Source organism: Candidatus Albibeggiatoa sp. nov. BB20, assembly GCA_016744725.1.
In the GTDB taxonomy this organism is placed as follows: Bacteria; Pseudomonadota; Gammaproteobacteria; order Beggiatoales; family Beggiatoaceae; genus Albibeggiatoa.
The window spans coordinates 1-22,077 of the sequence record JADGDW010000066.1; the positions used below are offsets into that span (position 1 = coordinate 1).

10 protein-coding genes are annotated in these 22,077 nt (G+C 38.0%); 4 read left to right on the forward strand and 6 right to left on the reverse strand.

The window, feature by feature from the left end:
- The first annotated feature begins 116 nt into the window (after nucleotides 1–116).
- Entirely contained in the window at nucleotides 117–446 is a 330-nt protein-coding gene (locus ABXH34_RS09155; RefSeq protein ID WP_353571571.1) for a rhodanese-like domain-containing protein, read from the forward strand.
- Between the two features lie 87 nt (nucleotides 447–533).
- On the opposite strand, the gene ABXH34_RS09160 is transcribed toward ABXH34_RS09155, so the two are convergent.
- The 5 genes from ABXH34_RS09160 to ABXH34_RS09180 all read right to left on the reverse strand — a co-directional run bounded on the left by ABXH34_RS09160 (nucleotide 534) and on the right by ABXH34_RS09180 (nucleotide 13,702).
- Complete coding sequence (locus tag ABXH34_RS09160; protein WP_353571572.1) at nucleotides 534–1,043, reverse strand: ferritin family protein; 510 nt, start codon at nucleotides 1,041–1,043, stop codon at nucleotides 534–536.
- A gap of 238 nt (nucleotides 1,044–1,281) precedes the next feature.
- Nucleotides 1,282–6,585: an AAA family ATPase gene (locus tag ABXH34_RS09165; RefSeq protein WP_353571573.1), complete on the reverse strand. Its 5,304-nt coding sequence runs from the start codon at nucleotides 6,583–6,585 to the stop codon at nucleotides 1,282–1,284.
- A gap of 597 nt (nucleotides 6,586–7,182) precedes the next feature.
- Nucleotides 7,183–12,420 (reverse strand): NHL domain-containing protein, encoded by a 5,238-nt coding sequence (locus ABXH34_RS09170; RefSeq protein ID WP_353571574.1) that lies wholly within the window; start codon nucleotides 12,418–12,420, stop codon nucleotides 7,183–7,185.
- 695 nt (nucleotides 12,421–13,115) lie between these two features.
- Entirely contained in the window at nucleotides 13,116–13,322 is a 207-nt protein-coding gene (locus ABXH34_RS09175) for a hypothetical protein (RefSeq protein ID WP_353571575.1), read from the reverse strand.
- Complete coding sequence (locus ABXH34_RS09180) at nucleotides 13,319–13,702, reverse strand: hypothetical protein (RefSeq protein ID WP_353571576.1); 384 nt, start codon at nucleotides 13,700–13,702, stop codon at nucleotides 13,319–13,321. The genes ABXH34_RS09175 and ABXH34_RS09180 overlap by 4 nt, the downstream gene beginning before the upstream one ends.
- Before the next feature lie 146 nt (nucleotides 13,703–13,848).
- On the opposite strand from ABXH34_RS09180, the gene ABXH34_RS09185 reads away from it, so the two are divergent.
- From ABXH34_RS09185 to ABXH34_RS09195, 3 genes are all read left to right on the forward strand, one after another.
- Nucleotides 13,849–15,528 (forward strand): pentapeptide repeat-containing protein, encoded by a 1,680-nt coding sequence (locus ABXH34_RS09185; RefSeq protein ID WP_353571577.1) that lies wholly within the window; start codon nucleotides 13,849–13,851, stop codon nucleotides 15,526–15,528.
- Nucleotides 15,529–15,606: 78 nt separating this feature from the next.
- Entirely contained in the window at nucleotides 15,607–16,200 is a 594-nt protein-coding gene (locus tag ABXH34_RS09190; RefSeq protein WP_353571578.1) for a Uma2 family endonuclease, read from the forward strand.
- 28 nt (nucleotides 16,201–16,228) lie between these two features.
- On the forward strand, nucleotides 16,229–19,558 hold the full coding sequence (locus tag ABXH34_RS09195) for an efflux RND transporter permease subunit (protein ID WP_353571579.1): 3,330 nt from the start codon (nucleotides 16,229–16,231) through the stop codon (nucleotides 19,556–19,558).
- 288 nt (nucleotides 19,559–19,846) lie between these two features.
- Here ABXH34_RS09195 and ABXH34_RS09200 read toward each other — a convergent pair whose 3' ends face one another.
- Nucleotides 19,847–22,045: a TonB-dependent receptor plug domain-containing protein gene (locus ABXH34_RS09200; RefSeq protein WP_353571580.1), complete on the reverse strand. Its 2,199-nt coding sequence runs from the start codon at nucleotides 22,043–22,045 to the stop codon at nucleotides 19,847–19,849.
- Nucleotides 22,046–22,077 lie beyond the last annotated feature (32 nt).

Consider the following 22,077-nt stretch of genomic DNA (forward strand, 5'->3'; position numbering starts at 1 on the left):
GAAATAGACCCTTTTATATACTGGACTTCTCTGACTTGAAAAATAAAAAATAATACCAATAATCCAAGAAATTCAAAAAAATACCTTATAAATTATAAAATTCAAGGAGTTTTCCTATGTTTATTAAAGAAATTGAGCCAGCTGAACTAGAGGAATGGTTAAGAGAATATGCGCCTCTTAAGTTGATTGACGTGCGTACCCCACAGGAAATGGCACAAGCTTCAATTGCAAATGCTGATGCCTTACCATTGGTTGCATTGCCTTTGCGTTTTAGTGAAGTGCCTGATAATGAAAAAGTGGTTTTCTATTGCCGCACAGGTGCGCGTTCTGGCCAAGCATGTATGTTTATGGAGCAACATGGTTATAAAAATGTCTATAATTTACGCGGTGGTATCGTAAGCTGGGCACGTCATGGTCTGCCTGTTGAACCGATGCTGATGCAATAATTTTTAAGGGGCAAGAAGCAAGTCATCGTTATCAATAAATAGCTTATTTCTTGTCCTTTTTTAAAATCACCGTATTCTTTTCTGACATTACTTTTTATGTATTAAAGCATAGTAGCGTTTTTCTAACTCTTGTTTATGCTCAAATTCTTCATTAGCTAAAAAGCGAAATAAATCTTGGATAGGCCCTGCGGGGGTTTCTTCAGCTAAAGCAGAGTACTGCTCCATTGCCACTTTTTCCCGTCCCATTGCATATTGCAAAATTGATTGGTCATCGGGTAATTCATCTAATTGAGGCGGATGAATATAATCTGAAAATTGATGATCGCTAGCAGGGATTTTAATCTTATTTTTAATATGCGCTTGCACATCAGGGTGTTGAGCCAATTGCTTAAACAAAGCATAATGCTGTTTTTCTTCATCGATCAATTCTTGTATCAAAGGGTACAAACGATGACTAAGACTGATCTGATCTTGTAAGCGGCCATAAAACTCATATGCAGCTTGCTCAAATGACATCGTCGTTTTTAAAATCTGCTCCATGGTGGTGTGGGCTTTCAAGGTTTGATAGCCACCACTTTCAGGATGTTCCTTGCTCATAATGCTGTTCCCCTGATGGTATTGCTTAAATACACTTGGATATTGTGTGCCACTTTTATGTCCTGCAACCTTTATGAATCTGATTGAACTCTTGGTCTTGAGTCCATCCATGACTCTTTAATGATGACAGGTTTTGAGCATTAAAGCATTATAAACCAAAATGGTGTCGCTTATTTGACTAAGCAAAATTCAGTAAAAAGCCATATTGGAACGAAATGAAGCATTGCTTTCAGAAGCTCTATGTTTTTCTAGGCATCCGCACGGTAAAGGTAGAACCTTGATCTACTTCACTTTCCACTTCAATTATACCGTTTAAGGCTTCACAAAAACGTTTACTAATAGTTAAGCCTAAACCTGTGCCATCATAAGAACGGGTGCTAGAATTATCCGCTTGGGTGAAAGGCTCAAAAATTTTATCTAAACGTTGTACAGGAATCCCAATCCCAAAATCAGTCACGCTAAACTCAAGCCATTCAGTTTTGCCATCTGTAATCATATTAATTGTAAAAATGACTTTGGTTTTTTCACTGAATTTAACTGCATTATTAAGAATATTCAATAAGATTTGCGACAGCTTATGATAATCAGAATACATTTCGCCTAAGTCATCCATTTTCTCAATTTCAAGTTGGTTATGATCTGAATCTACAATTGGTTGAATGGTGTTGCATACCTCATCAATCAAGTGTTCAACATTAAACTCTCCCAGTTGTAAATCCAACTTATCCGCTTCAATTTTTGATAAATTTAAAATATCACTGATAATATTAACGAGATGATTTCCCGCTGCATTAATCTTATCTAAATCAGGCATGATGTCTTCATAGCCCATATCTTCAGCATCATCCCGAATGATTTCGCTATAACCTAAAATCGCATTCAATGGTGTACGTAACTCATGACTCATATTGGCTAAAAAGGTTGTTTTAGCTTGATTGGCAGCCTCTGCTTGTTGGCGTGCTCTGTCAGCTGATTTGTGGGCTCTTTCAGCAGAAAATCGCGCAGTTTCCAATTTTTCATAAAATAGGGCATTTTCCAAAGAAATCGCAATTTGAGTTGAAAGCAATTTAAGCATAATCAAACGCTCAGGCGTAAAAGCTTCAGTGGTTAAATTATTTTCTAAATAAATAATGCCCGTCAATTTTGTTTGGTACATAATTGGCACACAAAGTATGGATTTTGGCTGTTTTTGTTTGATATAGCTATCAGTGCCAAATAACTCATCTTCGATCGCATTATCTAAAACTACAGGGGTTTGGGTGCGTGCAACATAACTGACAATATTTTTTGCTAGCTGTAAACGTTTAGAACCTTCTTTATCAATGCAATCTACTGACTGAGACTCAATTGAAACAAACACGTCACCTTTTTCCACATAGCCATATGCCTCGATATTTAACTCTTTTTGTTCATGACGAATTAACCATGCTTCTTCTGCTCCAACATTTTCCATCACAATATGAATCAGCTTTTGCACTAATCTATCTAGCACAATTTCCCCAGATAATGTTTGCGACGCTTTCATGATCGTCATAATATCAAACGAGGTACTTGAGCCTGTCGTGGTGCTCATGGTTGTATACGCTTTGCCATGGGTTGTTGTGTGGTAGCTACCACCCATGGTTGTAAATGCTTTTTCTGCAGGAGGCAATAATTCTGGATGACTTTCTTCTAATTCCTTAACTTTGCGAGTCGCACCCCAGCGCAGATAACAATAACTCGCTTCACGAAAATAAGCTTTGGCAATCAGAGATTTGCCTAACGAAAGATAGAACTGAGTAGCTAATTCATGTGATAAAGCCTCATCATTGAGAAAGCCATGTTTTTTGGCCAAATCAATCGCATAATCATACGAATTAATCGCTTTAGCAGTATTACCTAATATTCGTTGTTGTTCCGCTTCTACTAAATAATATTTATGCAAAAAATTATTTGGAGAATGTTTTGCCCAGCGTTTCATTTTATATTGATTAGCACGGACTTTCTTTAAAATAACCTCTTGCTGAAATTTATGTACATCATGATATAAGGCTAACTGGGTCAAAGAATCATAAAAATAGAAGACAGGGATCACAAATAGCCCTAAAACACTATCAATATAATTTTCAGCTAATAAAGAATGGCTAGTTGCCTCCTGATATTCATGAAATAAATAACATAAAATCAGCTTATTAATGTGGTAGTGGCACTTAGCTGTCTTATTAGAGTTTTGCAAGATTTTTTGCATTTTTTCTTCATTATAGCTTTCCCCCATTAGCATCCAAGGCTGATCCGTATCACTCATTAAATTCAATACAGATTGTCGATATAACTTAATATAAACTAACACTTCTTCTTGTTTTAAGCGTTGAATAGCACCCGTATAAGTATTCATGGTATCTTCAACTTGAGATAGCTCTTTACCAGCAAAATAAGAGTAATAAGTATATAAATTGATAGAACGGGCAGTAAATTCTAAATCCCCCGTTTCTAGGCCAATATGATAAGCATCAAGTAATGGCTGTAAACTATCTTCAAGTGGCTCTTTAAAATGGCGAATAAATGCATTAAACATGACTAAAATACGGGTTTTCATCTCTCTTGTATGAGAGCATTCAACTAAATTCAGGGCTAATTTGCCAAATTCATAGCCCATTTTCATATTTCCTATTCTGGAACACAAAAACATACCATAACTGGCGTAGCCATAAGCTGATACAGGTGAATTACCATGATGAATAGAGTCATTGACTAAGCGAAACACAAGTAAAGGAAATAACTCGGGTTTAGTTAATAAAGCAGGCATCACTGCACTAGACATAATTCGCATCGCAGCTAGTTTTTTTGGATCACGCATTAATGGCAAACCACTTAGATCGGCAATTTCTCGACGTAACAATTTACGCTGAATACGTATCAAATCTATCCAAGTATGGTAATTTTGGGGCTTTTTAGGAAAACTAATCCCTAACTGTTTTAAAATAAATAAAGCGGTATCAACTGCTAAGGCTAATTGATTTTGTGCAACCAAAGCCTGAATTTTAATTTCATATACTTTGACTTTATCTAATAATGCTTGAGCGTGAGTTAAGACTTCATGAATCAACTCGTTCATCAAATCAAATTCACCATTTAAATACGCTGCTTCGGCACTTTCAACAGTCAAAGCCAACGTCATATCATATTGGCGTTCCCAACTGTCTCTAGGTAAAAGATTTTTTCCTGCAACCAAATAGCGTAATGCAGCTTCATACGCAACAGCTGCTTGGGCTTTTTTGCCGACGACAAGGTTTAATTGTGCTAATTGTTCTTTTTCGTTGAACGTCACAATCAAGTCTGTGGCTAAATTAAGCTGATTAACAATATCAAATAGTTTTTCATCTCTTCTGTTAGCAGGGGTATTTTCTAATAAGAGTCGGCCAATTTGGTGATGAATCGCTTGTTTTTCACCTTTAGGAATCAAAGAATACGCAGCTTGTTGAATCCGATCATGGCCAAATTTGTATTGAATCGTAAAGTCTTCATCCAATTCATCTTCAGAAAAATTGGACAATTGATAAATAGCTAATGACAACTCATCATGATTCAAGGTGGAAATTAAGTTTTCATTATTTGCTTCAGTTAAGTTTTCTAAAGTGGTACTGAGCGTATCTTGACAGACAATGGCTAAGGTACGTAAATCAAACCGATTCCCAATACAGGCAGCCAATTGGAGAATTTTTTGACTTTGAGGCTCTAGCTGACGAATTTTATCTGTCATGAATTCTACAACATTTTCAGTAAAATCCTGGTCTTTAATATGGCTCATATTCCATTGCCAAGACCATGTTTGATAAGAAAATGACAGTAATTTTCCCTCATGCAAAGATTTTAAGAATTCTTCAATAAAAAACGGATTGCCATGGGTTTTGCCTAAAATAAGTTCTGATAATTCTTCGGTTTCAATTAAATCTCGTTTGAGTGCATCGCTGAGTAATTGGTTTACACTGGGTAATTCTAAAGGTACAAGTGAAATTTGATGCACCAAAGTGCCTGTTTTCTTAATATCTTCTATAGCAAGCAATAAGGGATGAAATTCAGCAACTTCGTTATTACGATAAGTCCCAATTAACATCAAATGGAAACTGGCATGAGCTGTCATTAATATTTGTAGCAAGTTCAAAGAAGCAATATCTGCCCACTGTAAATCATCTAAAAAGACCACTAAAGGCGTTTCAGGACGGGCGAATACCCGAATAAAATTCTCAAATGTAATGTGAAAGCGGTTTTGGGCTTCAGTAGGCGGTAATTCAATAACAGGCTCGGGTGTACCAATAATCAATTCAACATCGGGTATCACATCAGTAATGAGCTGGGCATTTTTCCCTAAAGCATCAGAAATGTATTCACGCCATTTTGACAATTGGGTTTCATTTTCAGTAAGTAACTGGCGAATGAGTTCTTGAAAAGCATTAATTATAGCTAAATACGGCACATTTCTTTTATATTGGTCAAATTTCCCAGAAATAAAATAACCACGTTGCTCCGTAATTGGCTTATAAATTTCCTGTACAAGTGAGGTTTTACCAATCCCAGAATAGCCAGAAACCAGCATCATTTCACTACGGCCATGACTGACGCGGTCGAATGATTTGAGTAAAAGCTGAATCTCTTGCTCACGTCCATATAATTTTTGAGGAATTTGAAATTTATCTGAAATATCCTGACCGCCACAGATAAATTCTTCAATGATTTTTTTATCTTGATATTGGCGCAGACAATTTTCTAAATCAACTTTTAAACCGTAGGCACTTTGATAGCGTTCTTCTGCTGTTTTTGATAATAACTTCATGGTTATTTTAGATAGCATATAAGGCACATCTGGATTTAATTCATTGGCTGCTATTGGTTTTTTTGCAATATGACAATGCACTAATTCCATTGAGTCTAGGGATTGAAACGGCGGGTGACCAACCAACAATTCATAAAACAAAGCACCTAAAGAATAAAAATCCGTTCGATAATCGATATTACGATTCATGCGCCCAGTTTGCTCTGGTGACATATAAACTAAAGTGCCTTCAATTGTGTTTGGATTGTTAATTCCTTGGCTTTCTAGGGATAAACGTGAAGAAATACTGAAATCAGTGATTTTGATTTTTTTCTTATCTAAATTGATAATAACATTAGCAGGTTTTATATCTTTATGAATAATATTATTAGCGTGTAATTCACCTAAACCATCGGTTAATGCAATTGCTATTTGTAAAGTTGTTAATAGGTCTAATTTTTGATTCTGTAGTACATTTTGTAATGAGTCACCGCCAATATCTTCAAATATCAAAGCCCAGCGGTTTTCATATTTTTTTAATGCAAGCGGCTGGATTACCCAATTTAGATTTAAACCTTGGGTAATTTCATATTCATGGTGAAATTGCGCAAGGCGTTTTGGATTAGGGTAATCTGTTTTTAATGTTTTAATAATGACAGGCTGTCTATCTATTTTGCTGTAGGCACGATAAACAATAGTTTCCTGTCCCTGATATACTGTCTCAAGACTAGTATAATCCGCTAGTTGCAGCATAGAAGTATCTCCACCCAAAACACTTTTTGTATTTATTTAAATGTGCAAATGATTTGCCAAACAGTTTAACTGACTGTCATGACTCATTTTTTTATGCTATCTGTATTTTTTATTTGTTAGCAGGGGTTATTGTAACTGAATTATAAATTTTTTAAATAACCTAATTACATTGTTTCAGCCAGGTTTTTAACTCATTGATAAATTTCGAAAAACACTTAGCTTTTACTATCAATAAGTTATAATTTATACTGTCAATAAAATGTATTTATCTTGTTTGATCGCGATGTCTATCTCGCACATTAGGGTTGCTGATCCTGAAATATAAGATTCAATATAACACTTTAAAGTCAAACTACTATAGTAGAAGTTCATCTGGTTTAGAAATTTATAATGTGTGATTGATTCAAGATTCAGCTAAAAATCATTTTTTTCGATCAAAAATAAAAATTTTAGGGCTGATTGGTTGAATATAAGCACATAACACCGATGACTGACTTAGATTCAACCCTATCCAACAACTAATATAAATCAAGGATTGCCAATCTTGCGAAGACTGACAATCCTAGACTTTAGACGCTAATTTGCTAAAGCGAGCAACTAGTCAAAACTAATGGTTAAGGTTAAGGTTACTAACAGCTTGTTACCTGTGTTTTGGACTTTATATTGCAAACTTCCATCGACTAAAGCCAAACTAGGATCAATTCGCTCCCATTCATCCAAACTTTGGGTAATTGCACCATAATTTGGCAACAAGGTTAATGATTGGCTGTTATAAATGAGAGAATAGCTGCCATCAACGTTGTATATAACACTTTCCACACCCGCAATCTGTTCCACCAAACCAATAAAAGTTTCTGGATATAAAACAGCAGGATAGGTTGTTTGTGAAGTCCCATCATCATATACAACCCGTCCTTCACGAATCGCACGAGTATTTTCACCATTTGGCGGATAAAAGCCTGCTTGTTCACCTTCTGCGGTTTCAATTTCAGAGCTGAAAATTACCACCACATATTCGCCTGCAATTTTTAATAATACATCACCCCATTCGTTTAGCTCCACTTTACTATCATCGCCTAGCACATTGGCCAATGCGGTTGGGCTTTTGGGTGCAGGTAATAATGGAAATTGCTGTTGCTCAGTGGTGGTCACAGTGAATTGGCCTTTAGCATCAGATTTAACTTCAGCGGTTGCTTTCGCATCTAATTGCTGCACATTGTTCACATCAATGATAAACGCATATTGTTTGCCACTAATTTGGCCTAAAACCACACCATCATCTTGTTGATTAAAGTTGCTACCACTGTCTGCTGCATTATTGAAATCTTGCAAAATCGTATTGTCCGCTTTTTTACCACCGAGACTTAAATCCGTATTCAAGTCGAATTTTTTATTAGGTAAAACCACATTAGTTGGCAAATCTTTTGGTGATGGTAAGGATTTACACGCTAATTTAGCACCGACGGGTGGCAATAATTCACCTGTTTCGATTTCAATACCCCAATCCTCAGGCAAGTATTCATCAATGTCATCCACTGTGAATAATTCAGCATTAAAGTTGGTCATGAATTCCGCAATTTCTTGCCCCGATAATTCGATAAAATAGGCTTGATTTAGCGCGGCCAAATGTTCTCGATTCATCAGCCCAATTACTTCAGGTGGCAATCCACCCATATTGTTAAGATCCAAACCTTTCAATATTTCAGGCGGTAATTTTTCAAACTGCTCAACTAACATGCCTTCCAGCGCACTTTCATCAAACTCGGCAATTTGCAATTCGGTCATCACTTCAAACGCTTCCAGTGCTAATGCTTGGATATGTTCATTATCAAAGGTCGCAAAAGCCTGCTCTTCTGTACCTCGCATCCGACTTTCATCAAATTGCTCTAAGTCTTTAGGTTCAATACAAAAGCTTTGTAATGATAAATTACCCGTATTTAAATTGTAGGTGACGTTATCACCTAAAGAGACGTTATCTGCTAATTCCACGGTTGCGGTTAAGCATACATTGTCTAACACCGTATTTTCTTGGATTTTAGATTTACCGATAATTGCTGGGTCATCTTTATCACCGTCAATTTCACAACCCAGTTCACCCCCTAAAATATAGGTTTCTTCTCCTAATTCAAGTGTACCGCACATGCTGCCATTATTGACTATGACCCCTTCAAAACGCCCGTCACCTGTAACTTTGCCTGTTTCATCAATTTCCACATCGAATAATGTGCCATCATTTTCAATTTCTCCACAATATTCACCGCCTGTGACTTCAGAATAATTAGTGATGCGCAAATCGCACATTGTGCCTCGATTGACGTTAAACCCACTGATATTCCCTCCTTCAATTCGCGCATCGTCATCTAACTCAACATTAGAAATCCAACCTTGGCTAATGTTTTCACCTGCTAATGTACCACCAGAAATACTGCTATATTCTTCAATGTGTAAATCTTCAGCGGTTTGCCCATAGTTAACATATAAACCATCAACATCACCTGATTGTGGAGATAAGGCGGCAAAGTGCGCAATACACTCATTTTCTTGTTCAATCTGCACTTGACCTTCAGCATTACAATCACCAGACCAGCCCAAGAAGCCCCAACCTGATCCTGGTTTAGCCGTTAACGAAACAATGGTGTCTAAGGTAAAAGTTTTGGTGCATTCTTCACCGCAACGCTCAACAAAACCAGCACCACTGGTATCTATATATAAAAAACCCAGCTCGGCATCCGCGCCAACACCCTGACAAGACAAGTGATAAGCTGACTGTGCTTGAGTTGGATCATTGGTGGTTAATACTAGCGTGGCTTCATACTTACCTGTGGTTTGTGGGTTACATTGCACATATAATTCTTGCACTTCACTGTCATCAGCAATGATAATTGGAAAACTATCTTCTAAACTATAGAAAGTAAATTGATCAGCAAATTCCCCAATAATTTCCGCATTTGTGATTTGAATATCACCCGCACCGCGTTCAATCAATACTAAATTTTTTTCTGAAGGCTGGCCTATACCCACTGTATCAAATTCAATTAAACCGCCTACCTTTGGTTTGGATGCAAAGACAGGTGTATTAGCACAATATAATAGATATTCTACTTCTGGTACTTCTTCATCAGTGGTAGATAATCTCAATAAGGCTTTTCTTGCACCCACATCAGCAGGGGCGCAACGCACGGTTAAAGGCGTATTTGTCCCTTGAGCTAAATTCAGCGGAAACGGAGTCACAATGGAAAATTCAGAGGCGTGTTCTCCTTCTAAACTAATCAAATCAATGCTCAAATTGGCTAAGCCAATATTATAAATATCAATCGTGGTATCAATTGGTGTATTGACAGGCACATTAGCTGTGAGTTGAATCGGTTCATCTTCAAATGAAGGTAAGGAGAAAAAGGTACGCGATTCTTCTGGAAGCGCACCAATTAAACGCACTTTATTGTTGCCCGCTTCAGCAATATAAACCTGTTCCTTAGCAACGGCTAATCCCATGGGAGAAGTCAGACCCGCACCCGCTGCTAATTTAAAATCAGCATTTTCACCAAAACCAATCAATTTATAAATATGCTGATTATCAGAAAGCATCCAAATTGCACTATTTTCTGCATCGGCAATATAGGTTATGCCATTTTTTCCATTGGCTAAACCAACAGGTGTACCCATTGCTGATTCAAGTGCTAAACTACCTTCAGACACAACGCCTGCGTTTCCATTGCCTGCAATCGTTTGTAATCTACCATCAACCAATTCCCGTATCACGTGATTATTGGTATCTGCAATCAGCAGTGTGCCGCTTGAACTGACTAATATATCTTGCGGTTTATTCAGTTGACCTAGTAATGCCTCATCGCTATCCAAATAACCTGCAACACCATTGCCTGCAATTGTTAAAACGGTTTCATCTATCAGTTGACGGATTAAGCTGTTGCCTGTATCTGCAATAAATAAACTGCCATTAGCATAAACAATACCTCGAGGGCGATTAAAACGGGCATCGAACGCATTGAGTACCCCATCACTATAACCACTGATCCGTGGTGTACCTGCAATCGTGGTTATAATGCCATCAGGTGTAATCATACGAATCACATGATTGCCTGTGTCTGCAATATATACATTGCCAAATTCATCTACCACAATATCTGATGGTAAATTAAATTGTGCGCTGGTGGCTTCGTAACCATCACCACTATAGCCCGCCACTCCTGTGCCTGCAAAAATTTCAGTTGTGCCTAAGTCATCCACAATTCTAATAAGATGGTTGCCACGTTCTGCAATTAATAATTCATCTTCATTAATAAATGCAATGGCATACGGTGCATTGAGTTGTACTAAACTGGCATGAGTGATGTCTTTGGTTAAGCCTTGTGAGCCTGTGCCTGCAAAAGTAGAGGTGTATTGACTAAAAATCGCGGTGCATGATTTGGCCTGATCTAATGTCACGGTTTTAGGGTTTTCAATACCGAGACAATCACCAACCCAATAAGCAAATGCTTCTTCATCGCCCGCAATTGCGCTTAATGTTACGGTGTCACCTTGTTGATAACCACCTTGACAACTGGGTGTACATGCTAGGGTTTCGCCTGCTGCGCTGGTTGCAAGGACAACACCAAAACCTATTTTCTCCACACGTAGCAAAGCACTGTCTTTAAATTTAGCCTGACATTGGGTTGCTTGTTCCACTGTAAGCTCGATGCTGGGTTCTGTACCTGTGCAATCTCCTTCCCAGCCTACAAATACACTGTTTTTATCTGGGGTTGCAGTTAAGCTTAAAGTGATGGCTTGTGGGAAGCTGAGTTTAATTTGTTTACATGTTGCATCACATAAAACTTGGCCTTCTGATGATATTATTGAGCCAAGTCCTGTGCCAGTGGCCTTGCCTAATTCTAAGATGTAGCTTTGTCCAAACACTTGGATACGTTGGTTGTATGTATCAGAAACATAAATATTTTGCCCTAATATGGCAACACCTGAAGGCTGGTCAAATAGTCCATCGTCAAAACCTTCACCGCCCCAAATAGACAGTAATTCACCTTCTGAATTAAATTTCTGAATAAGGTGGGTTTCTGTATCTGTAAAGTAGAGATTATTATATTCATCTACGTTAATACTGCTAGGTTGAACAAATTTCGTTTCTTCTAATTCACTTTCACTACCAAAATATCCCAAATATTCACCGTCAACACTAAAATATTGAATATAGTTTTTTTCAGTATCGATCACATAAATCAAACGTTGTTCCTTATTGAAGGCGATATCCACAGGATTTATAAATCTGCCTTCTTCTTCGCTTAGTTCGGGGTCTTCAAAGTCATATTTTTGCCCAAATTCATAATAAAAATCACCATCGGGTGTAAAAACAATAATTCTAAAATTGCCTGTATCTAGCACGTAGACATAGCCATTATCATCAATTTCAATTGCTTGGGGATTGATTAATTCAGCAATGAAGGCATTATTTTTGGCTTCCCATTGGCGTAGCAATGTCCCTTCTATATCAAACATTTGAATCCGAGGAATTTCTGAGTCAAGTACATAGATTGTCCCCGCATTGTCTACTGCAATATCAATAGGGTTGATAAATTGGCCAAGTTGTTCACCTTCTTCACCCAAAATTTGTAGCAATTCCCCTTGAGAGTCAAATATCTGTATACGAAAATTGTCTTTATCCAGTACGTAGATATTATCTTCTGAGTCTTGGGTAAGGCGTGTGGGATTGTCAAATTGTTCAGGCTGTTCACCTTGCTCTCCCCATGAAAATAGGAAGCTTGGCGGTTCTTCAGCATAAGCAGGGAGTGTAAGGCAGAGCAATAGGGCATAGAATATCAATTGCATGATATGTGTCCTTAGTTGAGATTATATAAAGTTGCTTATCAGTCTAGCGGATAGGTCAGATAAAATATAGTAATGGCATGATTGGTTGATTGGTTGATTGGTTGACAATAGTAGATATCAATAGGGCTTGCAGGTGAATTGCTTTTAGTTTTACGATGACTATGTGAGAATCTGTTTAAAGCATTATTAAGGCAAACAAGGATTGAATTTTAAAGGATGACATCATGCGTAGATTTAAAACCCCAGCCAATATTTTAGATAAAATCCATCAATAATGCACAAAAGCAACCGTCGTCTTTGGATTTAACTGGAAATAACGATATATATTTACCGATAATCCCACTAGAAATTTTTGAATTCACCCATTTAGAATAATTGAACAGCTAAATACCATTAGTGGTGATGTCGATTTATCCCAAGTACGCAACTATTTACATCAATTAAAATAGCAAGCATAAAATATCTATTAATATTGAAGGTTAACATTGCCAAAAATTTATGGATGATAATCATCCATAAATTATAAAAGATTCATAAATAGAGCAATAGTTTGGATATTTTTTATAACTGCTTGTTTTTTTACAACCTATAGCCAAAATGCTTTATTTTTTTAAGATGAATATCGTAAACATGCTGTAGAGACTCAAGCTTATGAAAATATAGAAGAATTAGAAAATGAAGTATTAGATAAGGCTTTAGCATAATTTCCCAAACACTTGATCAAAGAATGGGTCTTTATCTAAGCCTGCTTGCCATTGTTGGTGTCTTTCAACAGAATCAAGTTTATCTTGTTGTTTTAAGGCCAAGAAACGGGTTGTTTCAAGTATGCCTAATTTGTTAATTAACGCATCCATTGCCTGCTGGATTAGCTGTTCTTCGGATAAAATGGTTTCTGTTTTCATTGTAAATTCTCTGATGTAACAAATTCTACGAGGTTCATGGCTATTAGGTTTAGTTCTGTTTTGCGACATTTTTTGAGTAATTTGTCGTCACAACTGATAAATCTATTTGCTACTTGTTTAGCAAGTGCAACATGTGCAGCATCAGCGACACCAAAGCCTTGAGTGTAAAGTTTTTCAGCATGTATTCTTGCTTGTTGTAATTGGTACTCAAAGGGCATTTGTAAACGTTTAAGTAATGATTCTAATTCTAAACGTTCGTTGGGTTTACTTATCATACTGATTTCTTGAAAGTGTACAGGTGATACAGCAATACGATAATGCCCTTGTTCACGATAATGCCCTTGTTCAACGTGTTTTAGAATTAAGTATATATAGTGCATCTGTTTCTAAGCGAATACGTAATGATTGTTGATTATCAAATGGACGACAGTAAGCACAAACGTCTAAATATAATATTGCTTGGTTGGACATGGAGAGTGTCCCAAAATAGATTTAACTTATTCTATCAAATAGTTGAGAAAACAGCATGAGAATATTTATTTTGCTTGGCTTGTTATGTGTGTCTGCGAGTTTGTTTGCAGAGGAAAGTCAGCATACATATACGATTGAAGAGCTGTTAGAGGAGGGTCATACATATATGGCTAAAGGGCTTAGACAAGAGGATAAGTGTGGTTTTCACTCACCTTATGTAGGTTATAAATTTACTCAAGAAGAAATTGATGCTTTGTTAGAACAGTGGTTACCTTTGCATCAGGAGTGGGTAACTGATATGAGTTTTAAAAATATACCTTTAAATTATAAACCAACTATGAGCATTTCTAATGATATCACGGTGACTACCTTTGAATATGGAGAAGAAGCACTAAAATATATTAAAGACCCAAGGAGAATCAATTTATGTGGTGCAGATTTAAGTGGATTGTTTTTACTAAATAAAGACCTATCAAGTGCAAATTTATCATACTCAATAATGCTAGCTACTTATTTGAGTAATGTAAAACTTGTAAATGCTGATTTAAGTTATTCTAGCCTAGAGAATACTCAAATAGTTGACTCTGATTTAACTAAAGTATTATTGGAAAACACAAGCTTAGTTAGCTCTCAGCTAGACAATGTTAATTTAAAAAAAGCGAATTTATCTTATACAAACTTAACTCAAGCAACTATAAAATCAAGTGCAGCAGGTTTTACTTGGATAACATGGGATGAGAATAACAATAGAAGAAATGAAACAAGAAATAATATCTTAAATTTAACTGAAACAAAGTTTTTAGAAGCTAACTTATCTAATACTACATTTTTGAGCGTAGATTTAAATAAAGCTAATTTAACAAAATCAAATTTATCTAGTGCAGAGTTTTTCAATTCAAGTTTAACAAAGGTTAATTTAACAGATGCCATATTGTCTAATGCAAACTTTAATCTAACAAATTTTAGTCAATCTACTTTTTTGCCGTCGTTAGATTCTTCTCCAAACCCACACAAATTTGCTCCAACATTTTTAAAACAAAAACAACTATTCAAAGATGTAAGTTACTACGACAAAGAAATACAATCAATCTCTCCAATGCTCATTTCCCTACGCGACTATTACCGCAAAAACGGAATGCGCGAAGTAGAACGCAATGTCACTAATATCATTCAAGTCGGATATGAAAAAGCAAACTGGGAACAAGGCGGCTGGGCAAGTATATACAGCATCCTGAGCAAGATTTTATTCAACTGGACAACCGCTTACGGACTTGAGCCATTCAGAGCTATCAATATCCTACTGGTTTCAATGCTATTTTTTACCCTGATTTACTGGTTTGCCCTGCGTATCGACCCCAAACACAACCAATTTGAAATCATCTGGCAATCCAAAATCAAAACCCATAGCACCCGCCACGGCATCACCAAAGGCAACATCGAACCCGATATGCGTAGACCCTTCTGCATGAAAAAATCTAAACAAGGCTGGTGGCACGCAATCAAATACGAACTCAAAGTGCTATCCATCGCATTTTATGTCAGCCTCATGTATGCCTTTCACATTGGCTGGCGACAATACAACGTGGGTACATGGATCAGAAAACTCCAACACCGAGACTTCTCACTGCAAATCCGCAAAGGCTGGATACGCATTGTCAGCGGTGTACAATCACTGATGGGACTGTATCTACTTGTCATCTGGGCATTTACCCAATACGGTAGACCTTTTGAATAATTTCATATAAAAGAAGTTGTTATGCTAGAACTGAGCATTTATCAAGCCTAATATCAAACGTTTATTTTGGAGGTTTTTATGAGTGTTGCTGCTGAATATTTTTCACAACCACCAGACTATCCAACCCTGCATACATTGACGGTTAAACAATATTATCGTATGGCAGAAGTTGGGATTTTACAACCTAATGCGCGAATAGAACTGATTGAAGGGAAGATTATTGATATGCCACCGATTGGATATGCACATGCAGATTGGGTTGACCGTTTAGCTCGCTTGTTTATTAAAACGGTCCCTGATGATATTGGGGTAAGAATTCAAAATCCTGTGCGTTTAAACGGCAATAGCGAACCTCAGCCAGATATTGCGCTATTATGTCCACGTCAACAACCTTATAACCAAGCACATCCAAATCCAGAAGATGTTTTACTTATTATTGAAGTGGCTGACTCAACTTTACATTATGATCGAAATATCAAAGCTAAACTGTATGCACAGCACCATATTCCAGAGTTTTGGTTATTAGATGTTGCTGCCAATCAATTAGAAATATTTCAAGCGCCACAAGATGGGAAATATAATTTACATACAAAACCAAATTGTGATGCGCAAATAGAATTAGTTGCCTTAGAAAACATCAATATTGATTTAAAACAACTGTTTAATATTTAAATATTACGTCGAGAAAAAACAACCAATTATGAACATTATTGACTCAGCGGTTAAACAACCGATCTCTGTCATTGTCGTTGTCCTGATGGCGATGATGGCAGGTATTCTGGCATTTACGCAAGTGCCAATCCAAATGACACCCACGGTCGACTCAGTGGTGATTTCAGTCAATACCTTTTGGGAAAATGCCTCTCCGAAAGAAATTGAATCCGACATCGTGACCGAGCAAGAACGGGTACTAGGCGATGTCACAGGCTTAGTCGCCTTAACCAGTATCAGCCAAGCAGGACAAGGCCAACTGCGTTTAGAATTTGAAAACGGCGTTGACATCAATCAAGCCATGCAACAAGTTTTGCAAAAATTAGATGAAGTGATTGGCTATCCTGAAGGCGTATCACAACCTGTAGTCGAAGCCGTTGACCCCGATTCTGTCGATCACATTGCTTGGGTTGGATTCTCCGCAACCGATCCTAATTTTGATTCATCGACCTTATACGATTTTATGGAACGGCGTTTACGTCCGCGTTTAGAACGAATTAAAGGTGTATCAAAAGTCGGCATTGTCGGGGCGCGAGAGAAAGAATTACAAATTAAAATTGACCCCGTGGCATTAGCACAACGCGGGATTACTTACACGGAGCTAACAAATGCGATTCGCTTAAACAATCAAAATTATTCTGGTGGACGTTTAGGTGATGGTAAAAATGATATTCGTGTCCGCGCGGTGGGGCGTTTTTCTGATATTAAAGCAGTTGAACGTTTAGTGGTGCGTCGTGATGAAGCTGGCTCAATTTATTTAGGCGATTTGGCCATCATTGAAGAAGGCTATAAAGAATTGCAAGATTGGGTATTTGGACGTGGCGTGTTAATGCCGTTTTTCAATTTCCAACTACAACATGGAGCAAACTTATTAGAAACCATGCAGTTCATCAAAGCCGAGTTGAAAACACTCAATGAACCAAATGGTTTATTACAACAAGAAGCACAACGCCTTGGCATTGATGGCACGCTGGAATTAGTCCAAGTGTGGGATTCCTCAACCTACGTCAATCAAGCGATTGATTTAGTTAAAAATAACATCGTGATTGGTGGTTTTTTAGCAACCTTAACCTTATTATTCTTTCTACGTTCACTACGCACCATCGGCGTGATTGCCATCGCAATTCCAATTTCAGTGATTACCGCCATGGTGGTGTTAGTCGCCTTGGGACGTTCCATTAACATCATCTCATTAGCAGGGATGGCGTTTGCGGTCGGGATGGTGATTGATAATGCGATTGTGGTAATTGAGAATGTATTTCGACATTTGGAAATGGGCAAAAATACCGTACAAGCTGCGATTGAAGGGGTGCATGAAGTTGCAGGCGCGGTACTGGCTTCGACTTTAACCACATTGATGGTGTTCTTGCCGATTTTATTCATTCAAGATTCAGCAGGACAACTATTCCGCGATATTGCATTGGCAATCATGGCATCGGTTGGCATCAGCTTTTTAGTTTCGATTATGGTGATTCCTGCCACTGCCGCAGGTTTTCTACATCTGCCCAAACGTGCACAGGATAAATTACAACAAAACCATCAAAAACGCGGCATTGCTCAATGGATTGCCAGTATCGTTAGCTTTTTCATTCATACTTGGTTTCGCCGTATTGCTTTGACTGTAACCTTTGCCATAGTCACCTTTATCGGCATTATACTGCTGATTCCGCCACTGGATTATTTACCCAAAGGCAACCGTAATGCAGTGTTTGGGATTATGATTCCACCACCAGGATATAACCTTGAGCAAATGCGAATGGTCGGTGAAAGAATTGAAAAATTCGTACGCCCAACATGGGAATATACGGGGGATAAGTTTGAAGTCGAAGCACGAATACGTGGCACAGATGCACCTGATCCAACTGATCGCCGTCCGATGATTATGATTGATGGCAAGGAACAAATTGCGCCTGCATTGGATGATTATTTCTTAGTTGCAATGGGTGGGCGAATGTTCCACGGTGCATTGCCGCATGATCCACGCACTGCTATTGATGCCATTGATTTACTCAATACGGCTGCTGCTGGGGCAAGTGCACCAGATGTGGTTAATTTTGCGTTCCAATTCCCATTGTTTTTAACAGGCGGTACAACAGGCTCTGCGATTAATATTAATTTAGTCGGCGATGATTTAGCCTCTGTCAATAAAGGGGCTGAAGCATTATTGTTTCAAATATTCGGTAAATTTGGTTTTTATGCGGTTGTGCCAGAACCTGCTAATTTCTTATTACCTTCGCCTGAATTACGGATTACGCCAGATGATGAGCGTTTGCAAAATATGGGTTTAACCCGCAGCGATGTGGGGATTGCGGTGGCTGCGAATGGCGATGGTTATATTATGATTCGTGGCTTTGAAATCGGTGGTGAGCTAAAAGATATTAAAGTGATTTCTCAAGCTGCTTTAAGCAATGACAATCCGATTGACGCGCTATTGCAAATACCTTTAGCCACCCCGACAGGTCATGTTGTTGATTTAGAAAACGTTGCTACAGTAGAGCGTTTACAAGATGCAGACCAAATCAAACACGTTAACCGTCAGCGGGCTGTGACTTTACAATTCACGCCACCTGAAGGCTTAGCAATGGAAGATGCAATTAATTCGATTCACAGCATGGTGGCCGAATTACGCCAACAAGGTGCGATTTCGCCATTGGTTGAAGTGCAACTGGCAGGTAGTGCGGGCAAATTGAACGACATCAAACAAGCCTTGATGGGTGATGGTAGCCTGTTAGGCACAATGTCCAGCTCGTTATTCTTGGCAATGGTAGTGGTCTATTTGGTGATGGTGGTGTTATTCCAAAACTGGTTTTATCCGTTGGTGATTATGGTCACTGTGCCGTTAGCGACTTTGGGCGGGTTTATCGGTTTGGCGTGGGTGCATCATGTCAGCGTGGTTGAACGCTATTTGCCAATTCAAAATATGGATGTACTGACGATTTTAGGCTTTGTAATTCTCGCGGGTGTGGTGGTAAATAATGCGATTCTCATCGTGCATCAGGCTTTGAATTTCTTAGCGGGTCGCTCCGATATTGGTGAAGAAGTTGGTGAAATACACCCTCAAGATGCGATTATCAAATCAGTTGAATCTCGTGTGCGCCCAATTTTGATGAGTACTTTAACTTCAGTCGGTGGTATGTTGCCATTGGTGCTAATGCCCGGTGCAGGGAGTGAATTGTATCGAGGTTTAGGGGCAGTTGTGGTTGGTGGATTACTGATTTCGACTTTTTTCACTTTGTTCCTCGTGCCTGTGATTTTATCTATGGTATTTGAATTACGCGGTGACAAACAGATTGAGAAAGAAGCCCATCAAGTTATTTAGAGTTTGAGGTTTTTGGGGCTGGTATAGTCAATTTTGATTTATGTGTTAGGACTGGCAGTCCTTTTATAATTTAAATATCGATCACTTTTAAAATCGAGGACTGCCAGTCCTGTATCACTTTAAAGCAAAACGACTATAGTCAAAGTGTAGAGGCTGCCAGCCCTCATTATACAGTTCATTTGACATCTGAAAAAATAATGATTTTACATGACGCAGAGCGTCAAAGCTGAGTTATCACGCCGAGCGTAGCAACTAGTTGTAAAATATAATTCAAACCCTTTTTTAACACTAAAAACGATAACTGAATTCAACAAAATATTGTCTTCCTGCCATTGGTAAATCGTATGGAATATTGATAAAACCACTAGGATTTGTTCCAACAGTGGGTTCTTTTACCTCATCATCAAATAAATTCTTAACCCCGAACCCAATATTCCATTGATTATCTTCCAATTTCTTATGACGGAGAGTCAAATCTAAAGTAGTATAATCACCTGTCACAGGACGAGGATCATTAAACGCCCGTTTTCGGCCAGCAATCCAGTGTACTTGTGTATCCAAATACCAATGATGTCCCAGTAACCAGTCAAAACGTAAATAGGCGGTTTGGCTTGGCAGCATACCCACATCATCATTTACAGTTTCATCAATACTTTGCTGATAGCTGTAATTCGCCATCAAACTCATACGTGGATTCAGTTTCCAACGTGTTTCCAATTCAAAACCATGACCTTTATAACTGCCTTTATTTAAAATAGTCGGTTCTTGTTTTGCCTGCGCTTCAGGATCGTAATAAGTTTGAATTGCATCACTGATTCTGTAGGTATATATATTTGCCCCTAAATATAGGTTTTCTTTTAGATAATAATTAAAGGCAAGCTCCCAAGTTCTAATTCTTTCAGGTTTTAGATTTGGATTACCTATTAGCAATGGGCTATAAATATGGATTTCAGAAAACACAGGTGCACGGAACGCTTCACCATATAATAATTTAGTGGTCAAACGTTCTGATGTTTGCCATACCAAGGCCAAACGCGGATTCATGGTTGAACCAACATCACTATAATGGTCATAACGCAAACCAGAAGTTAATGCTAAGCTATTGGTTATCGCCCATGTATCTTGAATAAACCCATACCAACTGCTGCGAGCTGTTTCTGAAATAAAGGTGTAAGGTGAGTCTGATAAGTCCACATAAGTTGGAGTATTGGGCGGAATCAAGTTCCCATCACGATCAGGCCCAAAATTCATATATTGAGAAATTTCATCCACATCGCCATAAAAATAACCTACACCCATACGAAGTTGATGCGAATCCAATCCACTGTAAGCTGCAACAAAATCTAGATAAGTATTGGTTTGAGCTAAATAGGGAATGCCTACGCGCCCTTTAGAATAAACACCTTTGAATCCAACGGGGGCAACATGTTGTTCATTGGCATGGTAATAAGTATCTCTAAAACTAGCTCGGCTGGTAAATTCCCAATTATTTAATTGCTCAGGAGTGAATATATGGGTTAAATCTATACTCAATGTTTCAGAATCATAAAAACCCCATTTATCCAGTGTTTGATTAACACCTGCTCCTGTGCCCACGTCAAATTGCCCCTGATAACCTAAACGTAAACGCCATTGATTTGAATAGTTTGGCTCATAGCCTATATCAAAACGCGCTTCAATCATTTCACGTTGCAATGGCATGTCTGAAGGAGCTAAAGAGGCCTGAGTACCATGCACCTTGTCGTAATGAGTTTGGCCATCAGCTTGTAAAATTTCGTTGTGTCCTTGGGTTTTATAATAATTCAACATAAAACCCACATCGAAATCACCATAACGTTTGCCATGTTGTGCCCATGTTTCATAAGTATCAAAACTGCTGAGTCTAACTCCAGCTTCTGTGCCATTGATGTCTAAAGCTGTTTTCGTAATAATATTAATCACTCCTGCGAACGCATCTGCACCATAAAGTGCCGAACCAGGTCCGCGCATCACTTCAATTCTGGCAATTTGATTGAGTGAAACTTGACTCCAAACCCGTTGTCTTTCACCTGCAAACAAGCTTTTTAACGGAATACCATTGATAAGCACTAAGGTTTGAGGGTTTTGGATTGAATAAATACCACGAATAAAATATTGCGAACTATAGGTTAAACTGCTACGTGCAACATGCAAACCTGGAATGGTTTCCAATACTTGATCTAAATGGGTTGCACCCATGGCTTCTATATCTTGAGCAGTAATAATGCTGGTGACGGCAGGTACATGTGCAATATTTTGGGCTTTCCCTGTAGCAACCGATACTTTTTGCATAGCAACCAGTGCATCAAAAATATCAAACACGTCATCTAATACCACGATGTCCAATAGTTCTGATAAGTTAAGTTGACGCAATTCATTAATCAGTTTACGCTCTCCCTCATCACTAGCAAAACAGCTAGAAATAGATAGTAAACCGCTAAATAAGCTATAGACGATTGTTTTTCTCATTTTTATGCTTTTGATTTAGGTGGCTCTAAATG

Bases quoted from the DNA above. Each gene is read 5' to 3' on its own strand.
- ABXH34_RS09155 (WP_353571571.1), top strand. From the start codon at position 117: ATGTTTATTAAAGAAATTGAGCCAGCTGAACTAGAGGAATGGTTAAGA.
- ABXH34_RS09160 (WP_353571572.1), bottom strand. From the start codon at position 1,043: ATGAGCAAGGAACATCCTGAAAGTGGTGGCTATCAAACCTTGAAAGCC.
- ABXH34_RS09165 (WP_353571573.1), bottom strand. From the start codon at position 6,585: ATGCTGCAACTAGCGGATTATACTAGTCTTGAGACAGTATATCAGGGA.
- ABXH34_RS09170 (WP_353571574.1), bottom strand. From the start codon at position 12,420: ATGCAATTGATATTCTATGCCCTATTGCTCTGCCTTACACTCCCTGCT.
- ABXH34_RS09175 (WP_353571575.1), bottom strand. From the start codon at position 13,322: ATGAAAACAGAAACCATTTTATCCGAAGAACAGCTAATCCAGCAGGCA.
- ABXH34_RS09180 (WP_353571576.1), bottom strand. From the start codon at position 13,702: ATGCACTATATATACTTAATTCTAAAACACGTTGAACAAGGGCATTAT.
- ABXH34_RS09185 (WP_353571577.1), top strand. From the start codon at position 13,849: ATGAGAATATTTATTTTGCTTGGCTTGTTATGTGTGTCTGCGAGTTTG.
- ABXH34_RS09190 (WP_353571578.1), top strand. From the start codon at position 15,607: ATGAGTGTTGCTGCTGAATATTTTTCACAACCACCAGACTATCCAACC.
- ABXH34_RS09195 (WP_353571579.1), top strand. From the start codon at position 16,229: ATGAACATTATTGACTCAGCGGTTAAACAACCGATCTCTGTCATTGTC.
- ABXH34_RS09200 (WP_353571580.1), bottom strand. From the start codon at position 22,045: ATGAGAAAAACAATCGTCTATAGCTTATTTAGCGGTTTACTATCTATT.